This is a genomic window from Roseomonas sp. TAS13 (assembly GCF_001950415.1).
Taxonomy (GTDB): Bacteria; Pseudomonadota; Alphaproteobacteria; order Acetobacterales; family Acetobacteraceae; genus Roseomonas; species Roseomonas mucosa.
Window position 1 is genome coordinate 1 of the sequence record NZ_BDLP01000011.1, and the last position, 16723, is coordinate 16723.

Below are 16723 nucleotides of genomic sequence, written 5' to 3' on the forward strand. Positions count from 1 at the left end.
GGGCGGCCGATGGTCGCCGCCACGGGAGCCGGAGGGGACTGCCGGGGCGGGGGGGCAGGCCTGCCGCCCGGCTTTCCCGGCGGCGGCGGTGGCGGGGAGGCTTGACAGGGCGCGCCCCGCCGCCCTTCCTGCCACCCCTTCTCGAATGATCCAGGGTTTTCCTCCCATGCACGCCTACCGCACCCACAACTGCGGCGCCCTTCGCGCCGCCGATGCCGGCAAGACCGCCCGGCTCTCGGGCTGGGTGCACCGCAAGCGCGACCATGGCGGCCTGCTCTTCATCGACCTGCGCGACCATTTCGGCATCACCCAGTGCGTCGTGGCCCAGGGCTCGCCGGTCTTCGAGGCCGCCGATGCGCTGCGCCCCGAGAGCGTGGTGACGCTGACCGGCGAGGTGGTGATGCGCGAGGGCTCCACCGTGAACCCGAAGCTGCCGACCGGCGAAATCGAGCTGCGGGTGCGCGAGCTGGAGGTCCAGTCCGCCGCCGAGGTGCTGCCGATCCAGGTGGCCGGCGACCAGGAATTCCCCGAGGACCTGCGCCTGCGCTACCGCTTCCTCGACCTGCGGCGGGAAAAGCAGCACCGCAACATCATGCTGCGCGCGGGCGTCATCGCCTCCATCCGCCGCCGCATGATCGATCAGGGCTTCACCGAGTTCCAGACACCGATCCTGACCGCCAGCAGCCCCGAGGGCGCACGCGACTTCCTGGTGCCCGCGCGCAACCATCCGGGCAAGTTCTACGCCCTGCCGCAGGCGCCGCAGCAGTTCAAGCAGCTCGCCATGGTGGCGGGCTTCGACCGTTATTTCCAGATCGCGCCCTGCTTCCGCGACGAGGCGGCGCGCGCCGACCGCTCGCCGGGCGAGTTCTACCAGCTCGACTTCGAGATGAGCTTCGTCACGCAGGAGGACGTCTTCGCCGCCATCGAGCCGGTGATGCATGGCGTGTTCGAGGAGTTCGGGGCGGGGCGCAAGGTCACGCCCGCGCCCTTCCCGCGCATCGCCTACGACACGGCGATGCTGGAATACGGCTCCGACAAGCCGGACCTGCGCAACCCGATCCGGATCACCGACGTCACCGAGCAGTTCCGCGATTCCGGCTTCGGCCTCTTCGCCAAGGTGGTGGCCGGGGGCGGCATCGTGCGCGCCATCCCGGCGCCGGGCGCGGCAGGCAACCCGCGCGGCTTCTTCGACAAGCTGAACGAATGGGCGCGCGCCGAGGGCGCGGGCGGGCTGGGCTACATCCAGTTCGCGGCCGACGGCGCCAAGGGGCCGATCGCCAAGAACCTGGAGGCCGCGCGCGTCGAGGCGATCCGCGAGGCCTGCGGCCTGCGGCCGGGCGACGCCGTCTTCTTCGCCGCCGGCAAGAAGGACGAGACGCCCAAGTTCGCCGGCAAGGTGCGGACGAAGCTGGGCGAGGAGCTGGGGCTGATCGCCAAGGACGAGTTCCGCTTCTGCTGGATCGTCGACTTCCCGATGTACGAGCTGAACGAGGAGACGGGGCTGGTCGATTTCAGCCACAACCCCTTCTCCATGCCGCAGGGCGGGCTCGACGCGCTGAACTCGAAGGACCCGCTGGAGATCAAGGCCTTCCAGTACGACATCGTTTGCAACGGCATCGAGCTGTCCTCGGGCGCCATCCGCAACCACCGGCCGGACATCATGATCCGGGCCTTCGAGATCGCCGGCTATACCGCCGAGCAGGTCGAGGACCGCTTCGGCGGCATGCTGAACGCCTTCCGCTACGGCGCTCCGCCGCATGGCGGCTCGGCGCCGGGCATCGACCGCATCGTGATGCTGCTGGCCGACGAGCCGAACATCCGCGAGGTCATCCTCTTCCCACTGAACCAGCAGGGCGAGGACCTGATGATGCACGCCCCGGCCCCGGTGGAGCCGGCTCGGCTGAAGGAGCTGTCGATCAGGCTCGACCTGCCGCCCGCCAAGCCCGCCGGAAAGCCCGCCGGCCAGGGGGAGACACAGAAGGAAACATCGAAGGACACGGCGGAGGCTTCCGGCGGCGCGGCGAAGGCCTAGATTGGCAGATGCTGTACGAAGGAACCGCCTGATGCGTCTGCGCCCCGTTCTGCGCCTCGCCCCCCTCGGGGCCCTGGCCCTGCTGGCGGCTCCCTGCCTCCTGGTCGCCCTTCCGGCCGGGGCGCAGGCGCCCAAGCCCCCGGCCGCGGCCACGGCCCATCTGCCGGGGGTGCAGGACATGGCGGCGCACCGGGCGGCCTATCGACTGACCCTGGAGAAGACGCGGGAGAACAGCGACGTCGCCGGGGTGCAGGGAGCCATGCTGTTCGAGGTGCTCGACGCCTGCGACGGCTGGACCACCCGCCAGCGGCTGACCCTGCGCATCCTGAACCGGGACGGGCAGCAGATCGACACGGCCTCCGACTACTCGACCTATGAGAGCAAGGACGGCCATACCCTCCGCTTCTCCATGACCCAGAGCAGCGGCGGGGCGGTCAGCCAACGCGTGGTTGGCGAGGCGACGCGTGAGGCCGACGGCTCGGGCACCATCCGCTACGAGCAGCCGCAGGCCAGCGAGGCCCGCATGCCGCCGGGTACGCTCTTTCCGATGATGCACACCATCAAGGCGATCGACACGGCGGTGGAAGGCCGCCGCATGATGCTCGCCCCGCTGATGGACGGCACCAGCGAGGACGGATCGCAGGACAGCACCACCTTCATCCTGAACTGGGACGGCAAGCCCCAGGAGAAGCCACGCTTTCCGCTGCTGGCCAACCAGGGAAGTGGCCGCATGCGCATCGCCTTCTTCGGCAAGCCGGACGGCAAGGATGCCGGCGGCGCCGCCTCGCCCGACTACGAGGTGGGGCTTCGCTACTACGCCAATGGCGTGGCCGACGACATGAAGATGGATTTCGGCGAGTTCACCCTGAACGGGGCCCTGGAGAAGCTGGACCCCGTTCCGAGCCGCTGCTGATCCCCGCCTGATCCCGGGGAGGGCCGCCGGCCGGCGGCCCGTCCCGGTCAGAGCTTGGCGGCGAGGCGCAGTTCCAGCACCACCGCGTCACGCAGCCGCGCATCGTCGCGGTAGCGCTCGTCCGGGATGCCGGCATCGGGGTGGGAGATCCACTGCACGCCGGGCCGGATCGCGAGGTGGTCGGTGACGGCGGCCTCGTAGTTCGCCTCCAGCACCATTTCCCGGTTCCGGGTCGGCGGCAGGCCGGTGAGCGCGCGCAGCGCCCGGTCCAGGTCGCGCCCGGCGGCGCCCGTCTGGGCATAGGCGAGGCCGATCGAGGCCGTATCGTCCTTCCGCCCGAAGGGGCCGTGCCAAGCGAGGCCGGCATCGCCGTAGAAGTCCAACAGGTTGCGCCCGCCGGGCGTGAAGGACAGGCGGGCGAAGCTGGCGAGGTTCGACGCCGCGCCCCGCCACAGCGTCACCTCCCCCACCGTGTAGAGGCCGTAGTTGTTCGGCTTGCGCGGCACGCCGCCATTGGCCAGGGGATCGACCGAGGCATTGGTGCTGGTGGGCTCGGCGAAATAGATGCCGGGATCGCCACGCTGATCGTCGAAGCCGCCATTGTGGTACCAGGCGCCCAGCTTCGCCACCCAGGGGCGCTGCTTGCTGTCCTCCGGCGCCGCCGCGCCCACCACGCCCTCGGCGATGTAGAAGGTGCCGCCGGCGAAGGAGAAGTTCGTGCCGTAGCGGTTGTGCCGCTGCGGATCGGTGCCGGCGCCGTACTTGCCGCCCGGGTCGCCGGTCATGATTGCCGCCCGGAAGCCGTTGCCGCCCTCCGGATCGCCCAGCGCGAGGCGGATGCCCGGCGCCGCGAAGGGATAGCCCGGCCCGCCCGAGGGCAGGGCGTAGGAGATGCCCATCGGCCAGCCGAAGGTGCCGTTGGTGAGGCTGCCTGCCGCGGCGGCGGTGAAGAACTCGGTATCCGCCGCGATCTGGCCGATGCGCAGGGAACCGATTCCCTCGACCTCCCGCTGCACCCAGAGCTCGGACAGGCGGAAGGTAGGCACGGCCTCCGCGTTGCTGAGCGAGCTGAGGCTGCCGATCAGGCTGGGCGAGGGCTGCCGTCCGACGATGCCATAGGCGGAGGCGCGGGCGGTCCAGCCCTGCCAGCCCGCCAGCGTGCCGAGATCGAGATCCGTCCCCAGCGAGAGCTGGCCGAGCGCGGCGACCCCGCGATGCACGCCGCCCCGGGTGTTGGCGAAGCTGTCCAGAAGCACCTGCCCTTCCAGGCAGGCGCCGGGGGTGAGGCTCGCCCCGTCCTCGCAGGCCGGCTCCCTGGTCCCCGGCGTCTCTTGCCCCGGCGCATCGTCCGCGCGGGCGGGAGCGGCCGTGGTGCCGGCGAGAAACAGGGCGGTCAGGAGCGGTGGCAGGGAGAGCCGCGACAGGCTGGCTCTCCGGCGATGGAGGGCGGGAAGGCAGGGGGCATAGGGCTTCCTAGGTTATATTATAACATTCTGTACAGCCCTACCTTCCCGGCAGGCAAGGGCGACGCAACACCCAATGTTAAGACCGATTCTCATTCGATGAACAAATGATTCGCCGTCAGTTCGCGAAGCCCTGCACCAGGCTTTCCGAGATCAGCCGCCAGCCATCCACCATCACGAAGAAGATGATCTTGAAGGGCAGGGACACGGCGCTGGGCGGCAGCATCATCATGCCCAGCGACATCAGCAGCGAGGCCACCACGAGGTCGATCACCAGGAAGGGCAGAAAGACCAGGAAGCCGATCTCGAAACCCCGGCGCAGCTCGCCGACCATGAAGGCGGGCACCAGCGCCCGCCAGGGCGCCTCGATCGCCTTTCCGGGCGTCTTTCCGGCATCCCCCCCTGGCGGCGCCAGGCCGGCGAGGTCGAGGAAGAGCGACAGGTCGCCCTCGCGCACATTGGCGGCCATGAAGCTGCGGAAAGGTTCGGCGGAACGCTCCAGCCCCTCCATCTCGCCGATCCTTCCCTCCACCATCGGCTGGATGCCGTCCTCCCAGGCGCGTTCCACCACCGGCTGCATGACGAAGAAGGTGAGGAAGAGCGACAGGCCGATCAGCACCGGATTCGGCGGCACGTTGGCCGCGCCGATGGCGCTGCGCAGCAGGCTCAGCACGATGGTGATGCGCGCGAAGGCGGTGACCATCACCAGCAGCGACGGCGCCAGCGACAGCAGGCCGATCAGCGCGGTGAGCTGCACGAGGCGCGCGGTGGCGCCGGGCTGCCCCGCCTGGCCGAGATCCAGCGAGACCGACTGCGCCAAAGCGGGCCCAGCCAGCAGCAGCGCGGCGCCGAGGGCCGCCGCGAAGAGCGGGGCGCGGCTCATGGCAGCCAGCCCAGCACGCTGTCCTGCGGGCCGCCGGTCAGCAGCAGGACCTCCCGCCCGTCCACGCGCAGCAGGACGAGTCGGCGGCGCGTGTCGAGCGCCAGCACCTCCTGCACGCCGAGGCGCTTGCCGGAGGGCGCGGCGAGGCCGGTCAGCCGCGCGCCGCGCGCCAGCAGCCAGAGCAGCAGCAGCACCGCGCCGAGCGCGGCCAGGGCGGGCAGCCAGGGGGAGAGGGAGGGAGGCATTGTCTTGCGCGGCCTTTTGCCTGCGGGGGGAGTTCCGGAGGCGCATTCTGGCGGCGATGCCTTAACGGCGGGTTGCGCGCCTGCCGGGCGGCGTTGACGGAGTCTTCATCTCCTCCCGCCTAGGCTGCGCGCCATGGAACCGACGCGACGCGACACCGCCGCCACGGGCTCGCTCGGGCGGGACCCCATCGCCCTGTCCGAGCAGCGGCTGAAATGGCTCGACCAGCGCCAGGCCGTGCTGTCGCAGAACGTCGCCAATGCCGACACGCCGCATTACCGCGCCCGCGACATCACGCCCTTCGCCGATCTCCTGGCCAGCAAGGGTGGCCCGGCGCTCGCGCGCACCAATGCCCGCCATCTTCAGCCGCCGGGCGCCGGCAGCGGCCCGGCGCGGGTGCGTGCGGAGCGCCGCGCCGTGGAGGAGACGCCGGACGGCAATGCCGTGTCGCTGGAGGAGCAGGCGATGAAGGTCGCCGACACGGAAACGGCGCACCAGCTCGCGACGGGGCTGCGCCGATCCTGGCTCGGCATGTTCAAGACAGCCCTGGGGCGCTGAGCCCTGGGCCGCTGAGAGGAGCAGAAGGCTTTGGATCTCGACAGCGCGCTGCGGATTTCCGCCGCCGGCATGAATGCCCAGGCCACGCGCCTGCGGGTGGTGGCGGAGAACATCGCGAACCGGGACAGCACCGGCCTGACGCCGGGCGCCGAACCCTATCGCCGCAAGACGGTGAGCTTCGCCAACCATCTCGACCGCGCCAGCGGCACGGACCTCGTCAGCGTCTCGCGCGTCGGCCGCGACAATGGCGAACTGCCGAAGCGATACGAGCCCTCGCATCCCGCGGCGGATGCCAATGGCTACGTCTCCGTGCCGAACGTGGACAGCTTCGTGGAGATGATGGACATGCGCGAGGCCCAGCGCTCCTACAGCGCCAATCTCAGCGTCATGGAAACCTCGCGCGGCATGCTGTCCCGCACGATTGAGGCGCTGCGCGGATGAGCGATCCGGTTTCCGCGAATTTCGCCATCACCGCCTATCGCAGCGCCGGCGGCCCGGGCGCGGCGGAGGCCGGGGGCGACCCGCTGTCCGGCTTCGGCGCGGCGCTACGCCAGGCGATGGACGGGGCGGTGGAGATCAGCCACCGCGCCGACGCGGCCTCGGCCCAGGCGCTCGGCGGACAGGGCAACGTCACCGACGTGGTCCTCGCCGTCTCCAAGGCGGAGCTGTCGCTGCAGACTACCGTGGCGCTGCGCGACAGGATGGTGAGCGCCTATCAGGACATCATGCGGATGCCGATCTGACGCATCCGCTTCCCCCCGCTTCCAGAAGGGAAGAGAACATCGTGGAAAGCGAGATCCTGTCCGCCGCGCTGCGGGAGTCCATGTGGGTCGCGGTGCAGCTGGCCGCGCCCCTGCTGGGCGGCATTCTGCTGGTCGGGCTGGTCGTGGCGCTGTTCCAGGCCATGACGCAGGTGCAGGAGGCCTCGCTGGCCTTCCTGCCCAAGCTGGCCGTTTGCGGCGGCGCGCTGCTGGTCCTGGGCCCCTTCATGGTCGATGCGTTGCAGAACTATGCCGCGACGCTGTTCGACCAGATGGTGGCGCTGGGCGGCGCGCACTGAGCCAGGCGAGGGACGGGGAAAGCCCGCCGTGACCGAGGCCGAGCTGCTGCGCTCCCTGCCGGTGCTGGCCTTCCAGTCGGTGCTGCTGCTGTCGCGGCTGGGCGCGGCGGCGATGATCGCGCCGGGGCTGGGGGAGGCGGACGTGCCCGTGCGCATCCGCCTCGCCGTGGCGCTGGCGCTGGTGCCGCTGTTGCTGCCACTCCTGGCGGGGCAGCTTCCGCCGCAGCCGGAGGACATTCCCGGCACGCTGCGGCTGGTCGTGACGGAGCTGCTGGTCGGGCTATGGATCGGCGGCCTGGCGCGGGTGGTGGCGATGGCGCTGTCCGCCGCCTTCCAGATCGTGGCCCTTGCGATGGGCCTCGCCTCGGTGCTGGCCCCGGATGCGCAGATGGGGGCGCAGACGGCGATCCTGGGGCGGCTGGGCAGCCTGGCGACGGCGGTGCTGGTGCTTTCCACCGGCCTCTACGCACAGCCCCTGCGCGCCCTGGCCGGCAGCTACGAGGTGCTGCCGCCCGGCGCGCCCTGGCCGGCCGGCGCGGCGGCGGCGGACATGGCCGGGGCCGGGGCTGCGATGCTCGCCCTGGCGCTGCGGCTGGCCTCGCCCTTCCTGCTTGGCCTGTTTCTGGTGAACCTCGCCAGCGGGCTGCTCGCCCGCGTGGCGCCGCAGCTCCAGGTGAACATCCTGGTCAGCCCGGCGCAGATCCTGGGCGGGATGGTGCTGCTGGGGCTGGTGGCGCGGCCGCTGCTGGACAGTTTCCTGGCGGCGCTGGCCGCTTCCTGGGCCGGGCTGCCGGGGCTGTGACGGGATGAGCGAGGAGGCCGAGGACAGGACGGAGGCCCCGACGCCGCGGCGCCTTCAGAAGGCGCGCGAGGAAGGGCAGGTCGCCGTATCGCGGGAGATGGCGGGCTTCGCCTCGCTGGCCTGCGCCGTGCTGGCTGCCAGCCTGGCCCTGCCGGCGGCGGGCATGTCGATGCTGCGCAGCCTGCAGGCCCTGCTCTCCCGCAGCCATGCGGTGCTGCCGGCGGAGGCGCTGTCCGGGTTGGGACGGGATGCCCTGCTGGCGGTGCTGCCGGTGGCGGCGGCGGCGGCGCTGGGGGCGGTGGCGGCCACGCTGTTGCAGACTGGCGGCTTGTTCAGCGCCAAGGGGCTGGTGCCGCAGCTCTCGCGGCTTTCCCCGCTGGCCGGGGTGAAGCGCGTCCTGGGGGTGGAGGGCGCGGGGCAGCTCCTGCGGGCCCTGCTGAAGCTGGGGCTGGTCGGGCTGGCCCTGTGGTGGAACCTGGACGATCCCACGCGGCTGCGTTCGGTGATGCAGGCCTCACCCGCACAACTGCTCGCGGTGGCGGGCGAGGAGATGCGGGGCCTCGCCACCGCGGCGGTGCTGGCCTTCGGCCTCGTGGCGCTGGGGGATTTCGGCTGGGAGCGCTTCCGGCACCTCCGCCGCATGCGGATGAGCCGCGAGGACCTCAAGGAGGAGCACAAGGAGAGCGAAGGCGACCCGCACCTGAAGGCGCGGCAGCGGCAGTTGCGGCAACAGGCCTCGCGGCGCCGGATGATGGCGGCGGTGCCCAGGGCCACGGTGGTGGTGACCAATCCCACGCATTACGCGGTGGCCCTGGCCTATGAGAAGGATTCCGGCGCTCCGCGTGTGGTGGCCAAGGGGATGGATTCCATGGCGGGGCGGATTCGCGAGGCGGCGCGGGAGGCAGGCGTGCCGCTGGTGCCCAACCCGCCCCTGGCGCGGGCGCTCTACAAGCTGGAACTGGGGCGGGAGATCCCGCCCGACCATTATGCGGCGGTGGCGGAGATCATCGCCTTCGTCTGGCGCCGGCGCGGCGGGCGCTGAGTGCGCTTCGCCACCCGTTCGGCCGGCGCACCCACTGCGGCGGCATGGGCACAACCCAAGATTATGTTTGAATGATGTAATGTAACTATTGCGCTTATAACGGCCATTTGATCATGATCGTCCCGCAATCAGAACAGGGCCGGATGTGATTCCCTGGAAGACGGTTCGGCCGGCCGCGGCGGGCCAGGGCTGGGAAAGTGCCATCGAGACCCTGTGCGGCGCGATCCAGGAGGCGGTGGCCCTGCTCGACGAGCAGGGGGCGGTCCGTGCGGCCAACCCGGCCTTTCGCGCATTGGCTGCCTTGCCGCTGGGCCGGGACCTGCCGGCCGCGCGGCTCTTCTCCTCGCCCGTCCGCTTCGCCGCCTGGCTGGCCGGAGGTGGGCTGGTGCCGCTGGAGGGGATGCTGGAAGGCGGGGAGGGGCGGGAGCCGCGGCCGGTCTCGTGCCGCCTGCGCTTCCTTCCGGGCGGGCAGCGACTGCTTCTGCTGCAGGATCTGGCGGAGCACCACCGCTTCCGGAGGCAGGCGGAGGAGGGGGAGCGGCTGCGCGCCCTCGGTCAGCTCGCCGGCGGCGTGGCACACGACTTCAACAATATCCTCGCCATCATCGTCGCCTCGGCGGAGGACCTGCGCTTCCAAGCCCAGGCCGATGGAGCGGAACGCAACGCGGCGCTGGAGGCGCTGCTCGCGGCCGCCGACCGTGGCGCCGCACTGGTCCGGCGCCTGCTGGCCCTGGCCGGGCGGCAGCCCCTGCTGCCGCGCGTGGTCCTGTTGGACGAGGCGGTGACGGGGCTGGAGCCCCTGCTGCGTACCATGACGGGGCGGCGCGTCGGCCTGCGCTGGCAGCTGGATGCGCCGGGGCGAGCGATCCTGGCCGATCCGGTGCAGCTCGATCAGATGGTGCTGAACCTTGCCAGCAACGCGATGCAGGCCATGGCGAGGCGGCCGCAGGCGGAGGGCTGCCTGACCATCGCCACGGGCACGCGGCTGGCCTTGCAGGCCGAGCCGGGCATCCCGGACCTGCTGCCGCCGGGCCGCTGGGTGATGCTGTCGGTTTCCGACAACGGCCCGGGCATCCCGCCCGGCGTGCTGGGGCGGATCTTCGAGCCCTTCTTCACCACGCGCTCGGCGGAAGGTGGCACGGGGCTGGGCCTTGCCACGGTGCACGGCATCGTCCGCCAGTCGGGCGGCGTGCTTCAGGTGGTGTCACGACCGGGGGAGGGGGCCAGCTTCCGGATCTACCTGCCCCGCCACCAGGAGGCGGCGCTGCTTCCATCGCGGGCGGAGAATGGGGGCGCCGCGTCCATCCCCGCGGAGGCGCGGCGCGAGGGGCTGGCCGGGCAGCGCGTGCTGCTGGTGGAGGACGAGGCGCCGCTGCGCCGCCTGGCGGAACAGGTCCTGCGGCGGGAGGGGATGGAGGTGCGTGCCGCCGGGGATGGGGAGGAGGCGCTGGACCTGCTGGCCGGGGGGTTCGCGCCGGATATCCTGGTCTCCGACGTTGCCATGCCCGGCATGGACGGGGTGTCGCTGCTGCGGGAGATCCGCCGCCGCCTGCCGTCGCTGCCGGCCGTGCTGGTGAGCGGCTATTCCGAGCACCTGATGGAGCGGGAGGCGCTGGAAGAAGGCGGCCGGAATGCCGATATCACAGGCTTCCTGGCCAAGCCCTACCGCCCGGCGGCGCTGGTCGAGACGTTGCGGCAACGTTTGACGCGGGTGGTGGAGGAAAGCGGTTGAAATTTCCGCCCAGCATGAACATATAGGGAACGAAAAGCGCACCCACCCACGGGCCATTCCGTTGGGCTGTGGCGCGAGGTAGGGAGCCGCTCTAGGCTCCCGAAGACGGAATTGGTCGGCGCGATCCGGGCGGAAGCCCCCCGGTCCTCGACCCTCGGTGGCAGATCATCCGCCCCAGTATGGGGCGATCGGGGGCAGTATGGATAAGAACAAGGCACTGGACGCGGCGCTGAGCCAGATCGAGCGCGCCTTCGGCAAGGGCTCGGTCATGCGGCTGGGCGCCAAGCAGGACATGGCCGATATCGAGACTGTGTCCACAGGCTCCCTGGGCCTCGACGTGGCGCTGGGCATCGGAGGGCTGCCGAAGGGGCGGATCATCGAGATCTACGGCCCCGAATCCTCGGGCAAGACGACGCTGGCGCTGCATGCTATCGCCGAGGCCCAGCGGAAGGGCGGCACCTGCGCCTTCATTGATGCCGAGCACGCGCTTGACCCTGGCTATGCCAGGAAGCTCGGCGTGGATATCGACAACCTGCTGATCTCGCAGCCCGACGCGGGCGAGCAGGCGCTGGAGATCGCCGACACGCTGGTGCGTTCCGGCGCCATCGACGTGCTGGTGATCGACAGTGTTGCCGCGCTTGTGCCGCGGGCGGAGCTGGAGGGCGAGATGGGCGACAGCCATGTCGGCCTGCACGCCCGCCTGATGTCCCAGGCGCTGCGCAAGCTGACCGGCTCGATCTCGCGCTCGAACTGCATGATGATCTTCCTCAACCAGATCCGGTTGAAGATCGGCGTGATGTTCGGCAACCCGGAAACGACGACGGGTGGCAACGCGCTGAAGTTCTATGCCTCGGTGCGCATGGAGATCCGCCGCATTGGTCAGATCAAGGACCGCGACGAGGTCATCGGCAACCAGACCCGCGTGAAGGTGGTGAAGAACAAGATGGCCCCGCCCTTCCGGCAGGTCGAGTTCGACATCCTCTATGGCGAGGGCATCTCCAAGGTCGGCGAGCTGATCGACCTGGGCGTGAAGGCCGGGGTGGTCGAGAAGTCGGGCGCCTGGTTCTCCTGCGACAGCCAGCGCATCGGCCAGGGCCGCGAGAACGCCAAGCAGTTCCTGCGCGACAACCCGGAGATGGCCGCCTCCATCGAGCAGCGCATCCGCGCCCAGGCCGGCCAGGTGGCCGAGACCATGCTGACGGCGCCGGAAAGCGAAGGCGAGGAAGCGGCCGCCGCCGCGGAGTGACGGCGGGCGGGTTTTCCCCGCGCCGCAGCATCGGAAAGGGGCCGCATCCCGCAAGGGGGCGGCCCCTTTCCGTTTCGGGCCGGCGCGGCTGCGCGGTCTTTGGCCGGCCGTCCCGGTGGCGGCGCTGTCCGGTCCGGGAAGAACGGTTGACGATCCGGTGCCGGGTTGCTGCACTGGCCGGCGCCGGACCCCACCGCGAGAGTGGGCCGGGGCAGGGTCGCGGCACACGGCATTGCAGAAACGGGAGAGCAGCGGGCGGGACTTCCGGCCGGCACTTTCCCTGTCGGGAGAATCGCCGATGTTCGTCACGCCGCGCATCCTGCCGGCCATGCTGGTGCTGGCCGCCTTCACCGCCGCCACCACCTTCCAGCCGCCCCAGGCCCTGGCGCAGCCGGCCGGGCCCACGCTGGAGATGGGGCTGGCGGCGCCGCCGAACTCCGTCGATCCGCACTACTACACGCTGACCCCGAACATCGCTCTGGGCAACCACGTCTTCGAGGCGCTGGTAGACCGCTCGCCGGAAGGCAAGCCGCTGCCGGGCCTGGCGGAATCCTGGCAGGCGATCGACGAGACGACCTGGGAGTTCAGGCTGCGACGCGGGGTGAAGTGGCACAACGGCCAGGACTTCACCGCCGAGGACGTGGCCTATACCATCGACCGCGTGCCGACCGTGGTGAACAGCCCCGGCTCCTACGCGCTCTACACCAAGCCGATCGCGCGGGTGGAGATCGTCGATCCCCACACGGTCCGCTTCCACACCCATGCGGTGGACCCGCTGATGGTGGCGGACATGTCGCAGGTGATGATCATCTGGCACGGGCTGGGGCCGAACCCCTCCACGGGCGACTTCAACAACGGCAGGAACGCGATCGGCACCGGTCCCTTCCGGCTGGAGAGCTACCAGAGCGGCAACCGCGCTGTCTTCCTGCGCAACGAGGACTACTGGGGCAGCAAGCCGCACTGGGCGCGGGTGAACTACCGCTTCATCCCGAATGACGGCGCGCGGGTGGCGGCGCTGCAGGCGGGCGACGTGCAGATCATCGACGCGGTGCCGACCTCCGACATCGCGCGCATCCGCAAGGAGCCGCATATCGCGATCTCCGAGGCCACCAGCCTGCGCTCGATCTATCTGCGCACGGATTTCCGCAGCGACGCGCCCAGCCCCTATGTCTTCGGCCCGAACGGGGAGAAGCTGGACCAGAATCCCCTTCTCGACCACCGGGTGCGGGAAGCGCTGAGCATCGCCATCAACCGCCAGGGGATCGCGGACCGCATCATGTCCGGCGCCGCAGTGCCGACGGGGCAGTTCATGCCGCCCGGCACCTATGGCTATGCGCCCGACATCAAGCCGCCGCCCTATGACCCCGCGCGGGCGAAGGCGCTGCTGGCGGAGGCGGGCTTCCCGAACGGGCTGACCATCCAGCTCAACGCCTCCAACGACCGCTATGTGAACGACGCGCAGATCGCGCAGACCATCGGGCAGATGTGGTCGCGCGTCGGGGTGAAGACGCAGGTGGACACGGTGCCCTTCGCGGTGAACGCGCAGCGCAGCGCGCGGCGGGACTTCTCGGTGACGCTTGGCGGCTGGAGCAACAGCACGGGCGAGCCCTCGTCCGGCCTGCGTGGCCTGCTGGGCACGCGCGACGTCAGCCGCGGCTGGGGCACGGTGAACCAGGCGGGCTATTCCAGCGCCGAATACGACAGGCTGGTGGAGCAGGGGCTGGTCACGGTGGATGACGAGAAGCGCGAGCAGCTCTGGCAGCAGGCCGTGCGTGTCGCGGTCAGGGACGTCGCCTGGATCCCGCTGCACACGCAGGTCAATGTCTGGGCCATGCGCGACAACCTGAAGCACACGCCGCGCGCCGACGAGATGACGCGGGCGATGGATGTCGCGCCGCGCTGATCGGCCGGGACACCATCCGGCCTTCCGTTCAGGAAAGGGATGATGATGCGCGAGGTGGAATGGGCGCGGCTCACAGGGCCGGAGATCCGCGCCGTGGCGGCGGGGCCGGAGGCGCTGGCGATCCTGCCGGTGGGGTCGCTGGAGCAGCATGGGCCGCATCTGCCGGTGATCACCGACACGCGCACCGCCAGCGAGGTTTCCCTCCGCGCCGCGCGGCTGCTGGACGGCGCGCCGCCCGCCCTGGTCCTGCCGGGCATGTGGACGGGGATGAGCGAGCACCACCTGCCCTTCGGCGGCACGATCAGCCTGAACTTCGCGGAGTTCCACGGCGTGCTGCGCGGCGTCACCCGCAGCCTGCGGGCACTGGGCTTCCGGCGGCTGCTGATCGTCAACGGCCATGGCGGCAATGTCGACCCGCTGGCGGTGGCGGCGCGGGAACTGGCGCATGAATTCGGCCTCGCGGTGGTGGCCAGCACGCCCTGGGCGGTGGCACAGGCGGCGATCGGCCCGCTGCTGGAGCGGCAGGACGGCGTGCACCATGCCTGCGAGGCCGAGACCTCGCTGATGCTGGCGATGACGCCGGACCTGGTGCGCCGCGACAGGCTGGAGGAGGCGGTGCGGCAGGCGCCGCCCGCCGTGGCGGGCCGCGCGGGCTACAGTCGCTTCTGGAGCTTCTCCGAGCGCGCGCCTGTCACCGGCACGATCGGCGACCCACGCGCCGGCACGGCGGAGAAGGGCGAGGCGATCCTCGACATCCTGGCCGCGGAGGTGGCGGAGGCGGCGCGGCAGCGGGACCTCTGGTCCGCGCCGGACGATGTCTGGGCGCCGGGCCGGGGCCAGGGGGATACGTCCGGGAACACGGCCGGCGCGGTGGGTTAGGCAGCCTCAGCTTTCCTCGATGCTCTCCACCCGGTCGGGATAGAAGGCGAGGTGCCCGGCGATGGCGGCCACGGCCGGGTGGGGGCGCTCGTAGCTCCAGGCCGCGTTCTCCACCCGCGTCCCGGCGTGGTTCAGGGTGAAGTAGCTGGCCTCGCCCTTGTAGGGGCAGGTGGTCGCGTGGCGGCTGCGTTCCAGCGTCGCCATGTCCACGTCGCTGCGTGGCACGTACTGCACCGGCGGATAGCTGGTCTCCCGCAGCACCAGAGCCTGGCGGCTGTCGGCGATCACCCGCCCGGCGACGCGAACTTGCACCCTCTTCGGGTTGGGCTCGATGGCGATGGGATGGTCCGGTCCGGGAAGCTTGCGGGAATCATGGAGCGTCATGGCGCGTTTCCTCCTGCCGGGGGCACGGAGGGCCGTTGGCCCGCGATCGTGCCCTGCACCGGCATCTGGGGGCGTGTCGCGGGAAAGCAAAGCCCGGTTGCACTTCCCGTGCCGCGTGGCATGGGCGAGGAATTCCGGCACATTTCTGGCATGACGGCCGGGGCGATTCGGCGCCGCCCGCAGGTGTCACGACGCAGAGCCGGATGGCAGGAGCGCGAGCCCGGTGGAACAGGCAGGGAACCGGTCCAGGCGATGGCGGGCCGGCAAGGCGGATCGTGCCCGTGGCGGCGCGGGGGCCGGGCGATGAAGCTGTTGTCCTATTGGCAGGACACCGCCACCCCCTTCGCCGGGGCGGCCATGGGGCCAGTGGAAGGGCGGGCGGACGTGGCCGTGATCGGCGGCGGCTTCACCGGGCTTTCCGCCGCGCTGGCCCTGGCGCAACGCGGCGCGCGCGTGGTGGTGCTGGAGGCCGGGAAGGTCGCCGGGCAGGCCTCGGGGCGCAACGGCGGCCATGTGAACAACGGCACGGCGCATGATATCGGCGGCCTGGCCGCGCGGCTGGGGCTGGAAGCGGCGCGGGCGCTGTACCGCGCCTATGACGATGCGGTGGACACGGTGGAGCGCATCGTGCGGGAGGAGCAGATCGCCTGCGACTTCCGCCGGAGCGGCAAGATCAAGCTGGCGGCCAGGCCGGCGCATTACGACGCCATCGCGCGCGGCTTCGACCTGCTGCACCGGGAGTTGGATGCCGAGACGGCGCTGGTGCCGCGCGAACGCATCCGCGAGGAGGTCGGCTCCGGCGTCTTCTTCGGCGGGCTGCTCTACCGGAAGAGCGCGCAGATGCACATGGGCCGCTTCGGCGCCGGCCTAGCCGATGCGGCGAAGCGCCATGGCGCCGTGATCTTCGAGGACGCGCCGATGACCGCGCTGAAGCGGCTGAACGGCACGGCGCACCGCATCACGACGCCACGCGGCGTGCTGGAAGCGTCGCAGGTGCTGCTCGCCACCGGCTACAGCCCGCGGATGCCCTTCTTCTTCCGCCGGCGCGTGATCCCGATCGGCAGCTTCATCATCGCGACCGAGCCGCTGGCGGCGCCGCAGCTCGACTCCATCATGCCGACGCGCCGCACCGCCACGACGACGCTGAATGTCGGGAACTACTTCCGCATCTCACCCGACAACCGGCTGATCTGGGGCGGGCGGGCACGCTTCGCGCTGTCCTCGCCCAGCTCGGACGCGAAGAGCGGGCGGGTGCTGCAGGCCGGGCTGCACCGCACCTTCCCGCAGCTCGGCCGGCCGCGCATCGACTATTGCTGGGGTGGCATCGTCGATCTCACCGCCGACCGCCTACCGCGCGCGGGCGAACGGGACGGGCTGTTCTACGCCATGGGCTACAGCGGCCATGGCACTCAGATGTCAGTGCATATGGGCCAGCGGATGGCCCGCGTCATGGCCGGGGAGCCACAGGCCAACCCCCTGCGCGGCCTGGATTGGAAGCCGGTGCCCGGGCATTTCGGCCCGCCCTGGTTCATGCCCTTCGTCGGCACGTACTACCGGCTGAAGGATACCTGGTCCTGAACCCT

General features: G+C 70.9%; 17 protein-coding genes. 13 read left to right on the forward strand and 4 right to left on the reverse strand.

What is annotated here, in order from left to right; all coding sequences use genetic code 11:
• Window positions 1-166 precede the first annotated feature (166 nt).
• Together aspS and ROTAS13_RS02000 are read left to right on the forward strand one after the other, a co-directional pair.
• Window positions 167-2032 (forward strand): aspartate--tRNA ligase, encoded by a 1866-nt coding sequence (gene aspS / locus ROTAS13_RS01995; protein ID WP_019461939.1) that lies wholly within the window; start codon window positions 167-169, stop codon window positions 2030-2032.
• Window positions 2033-2063: 31 nt separating this feature from the next.
• Window positions 2064-2945, forward strand: coding sequence for a cell envelope integrity EipB family protein (locus ROTAS13_RS02000; RefSeq protein WP_058389271.1), 882 nt, complete (start codon window positions 2064-2066; stop codon window positions 2943-2945).
• A gap of 47 nt (window positions 2946-2992) precedes the next feature.
• Here ROTAS13_RS02000 and ROTAS13_RS02005 read toward each other — a convergent pair whose 3' ends face one another.
• The 3 genes from ROTAS13_RS02005 to ROTAS13_RS02015 all read right to left on the reverse strand — a co-directional run bounded on the left by ROTAS13_RS02005 (window position 2993) and on the right by ROTAS13_RS02015 (window position 5536).
• A complete protein-coding gene (locus ROTAS13_RS02005; protein WP_075821396.1) occupies window positions 2993-4201 on the reverse strand; it encodes a carbohydrate porin in 1209 nt (402 codons plus the stop codon).
• Between the two features lie 325 nt (window positions 4202-4526).
• Window positions 4527-5291 (reverse strand): flagellar type III secretion system pore protein FliP, encoded by a 765-nt coding sequence (gene fliP / locus ROTAS13_RS02010; protein ID WP_075821397.1) that lies wholly within the window; start codon window positions 5289-5291, stop codon window positions 4527-4529.
• Complete coding sequence (locus tag ROTAS13_RS02015; protein WP_019462659.1) at window positions 5288-5536, reverse strand: flagellar biosynthetic protein FliO; 249 nt, start codon at window positions 5534-5536, stop codon at window positions 5288-5290. Before ROTAS13_RS02015 ends, fliP begins: the two co-directional genes overlap by 4 nt.
• 133 nt (window positions 5537-5669) lie before the next feature.
• Here ROTAS13_RS02015 and ROTAS13_RS02020 point away from each other — a divergent pair, with 133 nt between their 5' ends.
• The 10 genes from ROTAS13_RS02020 to ROTAS13_RS02065 all read left to right on the forward strand — a co-directional run bounded on the left by ROTAS13_RS02020 (window position 5670) and on the right by ROTAS13_RS02065 (window position 14756).
• Window positions 5670-6092, forward strand: coding sequence for a flagellar basal body protein (locus ROTAS13_RS02020; RefSeq protein WP_075821398.1), 423 nt, complete (start codon window positions 5670-5672; stop codon window positions 6090-6092).
• A 30-nt stretch (window positions 6093-6122) separates the two neighbouring features.
• Window positions 6123-6533, forward strand: coding sequence for a flagellar basal body rod protein FlgC (gene flgC / locus ROTAS13_RS02025; RefSeq protein WP_019462661.1), 411 nt, complete (start codon window positions 6123-6125; stop codon window positions 6531-6533).
• The gene (gene fliE / locus ROTAS13_RS02030; RefSeq protein WP_075821399.1) at window positions 6530-6835 is read left to right on the forward strand and encodes a flagellar hook-basal body complex protein FliE; all 306 of its coding nucleotides are present in this window, start codon (window positions 6530-6532) and stop codon (window positions 6833-6835) included. Before flgC ends, fliE begins: the two co-directional genes overlap by 4 nt.
• 41 nt (window positions 6836-6876) lie before the next feature.
• Entirely contained in the window at window positions 6877-7152 is a 276-nt protein-coding gene (locus ROTAS13_RS02035) for a flagellar biosynthetic protein FliQ (RefSeq protein ID WP_019462663.1), read from the forward strand.
• A 28-nt stretch (window positions 7153-7180) separates the two neighbouring features.
• Window positions 7181-7954, forward strand: a complete 774-nt coding sequence (locus tag ROTAS13_RS02040; RefSeq protein ID WP_075821400.1) for a flagellar biosynthetic protein FliR — start codon at window positions 7181-7183, stop codon at window positions 7952-7954.
• Window positions 7955-7958: 4 nt separating this feature from the next.
• On the forward strand, window positions 7959-8996 hold the full coding sequence (locus tag ROTAS13_RS02045; RefSeq protein WP_019462665.1) for a flagellar biosynthesis protein FlhB: 1038 nt from the start codon (window positions 7959-7961) through the stop codon (window positions 8994-8996).
• A 145-nt stretch (window positions 8997-9141) separates the two neighbouring features.
• On the forward strand, window positions 9142-10728 hold the full coding sequence (locus tag ROTAS13_RS02050) for an ATP-binding protein (protein ID WP_019462666.1): 1587 nt from the start codon (window positions 9142-9144) through the stop codon (window positions 10726-10728).
• 199 nt (window positions 10729-10927) lie between these two features.
• Complete coding sequence (gene recA, locus ROTAS13_RS02055) at window positions 10928-11974, forward strand: recombinase RecA (protein ID WP_019462667.1); 1047 nt, start codon at window positions 10928-10930, stop codon at window positions 11972-11974.
• 298 nt (window positions 11975-12272) lie between these two features.
• On the forward strand, window positions 12273-13877 hold the full coding sequence (locus ROTAS13_RS02060) for an ABC transporter substrate-binding protein (RefSeq protein WP_075821401.1): 1605 nt from the start codon (window positions 12273-12275) through the stop codon (window positions 13875-13877).
• Between the two features lie 39 nt (window positions 13878-13916).
• Window positions 13917-14756 (forward strand): creatininase family protein, encoded by an 840-nt coding sequence (locus tag ROTAS13_RS02065; protein WP_239371139.1) that lies wholly within the window; start codon window positions 13917-13919, stop codon window positions 14754-14756.
• A gap of 6 nt (window positions 14757-14762) precedes the next feature.
• On the opposite strand, the gene ROTAS13_RS02070 is transcribed toward ROTAS13_RS02065, so the two are convergent.
• On the reverse strand, window positions 14763-15140 hold the full coding sequence (locus ROTAS13_RS02070; protein ID WP_019463396.1) for a DUF427 domain-containing protein: 378 nt from the start codon (window positions 15138-15140) through the stop codon (window positions 14763-14765).
• 303 nt (window positions 15141-15443) lie between these two features.
• Here ROTAS13_RS02070 and ROTAS13_RS02075 point away from each other — a divergent pair, with 303 nt between their 5' ends.
• Window positions 15444-16718 (forward strand): FAD-binding oxidoreductase, encoded by a 1275-nt coding sequence (locus ROTAS13_RS02075; RefSeq protein ID WP_075821402.1) that lies wholly within the window; start codon window positions 15444-15446, stop codon window positions 16716-16718.
• Window positions 16719-16723: the final 5 nt, after the last annotated feature.

What these genes read in the sequence shown, in the direction of transcription:
- ROTAS13_RS02015 (WP_019462659.1), bottom strand. Translation starts at nt 5,536, where the DNA reads ATGCCTCCCTCCCTCTCCCCCTGGCTGCCCGCCCTGGCCGCGCTCGGC.
- recA (WP_019462667.1), top strand. Translation starts at nt 10,928, where the DNA reads ATGGATAAGAACAAGGCACTGGACGCGGCGCTGAGCCAGATCGAGCGC.
- ROTAS13_RS02020 (WP_075821398.1), top strand. Translation starts at nt 5,670, where the DNA reads ATGGAACCGACGCGACGCGACACCGCCGCCACGGGCTCGCTCGGGCGG.
- ROTAS13_RS02075 (WP_075821402.1), top strand. Translation starts at nt 15,444, where the DNA reads ATGAAGCTGTTGTCCTATTGGCAGGACACCGCCACCCCCTTCGCCGGG.
- fliE (WP_075821399.1), top strand. Translation starts at nt 6,530, where the DNA reads ATGAGCGATCCGGTTTCCGCGAATTTCGCCATCACCGCCTATCGCAGC.
- ROTAS13_RS02060 (WP_075821401.1), top strand. Translation starts at nt 12,273, where the DNA reads ATGTTCGTCACGCCGCGCATCCTGCCGGCCATGCTGGTGCTGGCCGCC.
- fliP (WP_075821397.1), bottom strand. Translation starts at nt 5,291, where the DNA reads ATGAGCCGCGCCCCGCTCTTCGCGGCGGCCCTCGGCGCCGCGCTGCTG.
- ROTAS13_RS02070 (WP_019463396.1), bottom strand. Translation starts at nt 15,140, where the DNA reads ATGACGCTCCATGATTCCCGCAAGCTTCCCGGACCGGACCATCCCATC.
- ROTAS13_RS02065 (WP_239371139.1), top strand. Translation starts at nt 13,917, where the DNA reads ATGATGATGCGCGAGGTGGAATGGGCGCGGCTCACAGGGCCGGAGATC.
- ROTAS13_RS02000 (WP_058389271.1), top strand. Translation starts at nt 2,064, where the DNA reads ATGCGTCTGCGCCCCGTTCTGCGCCTCGCCCCCCTCGGGGCCCTGGCC.
- ROTAS13_RS02045 (WP_019462665.1), top strand. Translation starts at nt 7,959, where the DNA reads ATGAGCGAGGAGGCCGAGGACAGGACGGAGGCCCCGACGCCGCGGCGC.
- aspS (WP_019461939.1), top strand. Translation starts at nt 167, where the DNA reads ATGCACGCCTACCGCACCCACAACTGCGGCGCCCTTCGCGCCGCCGAT.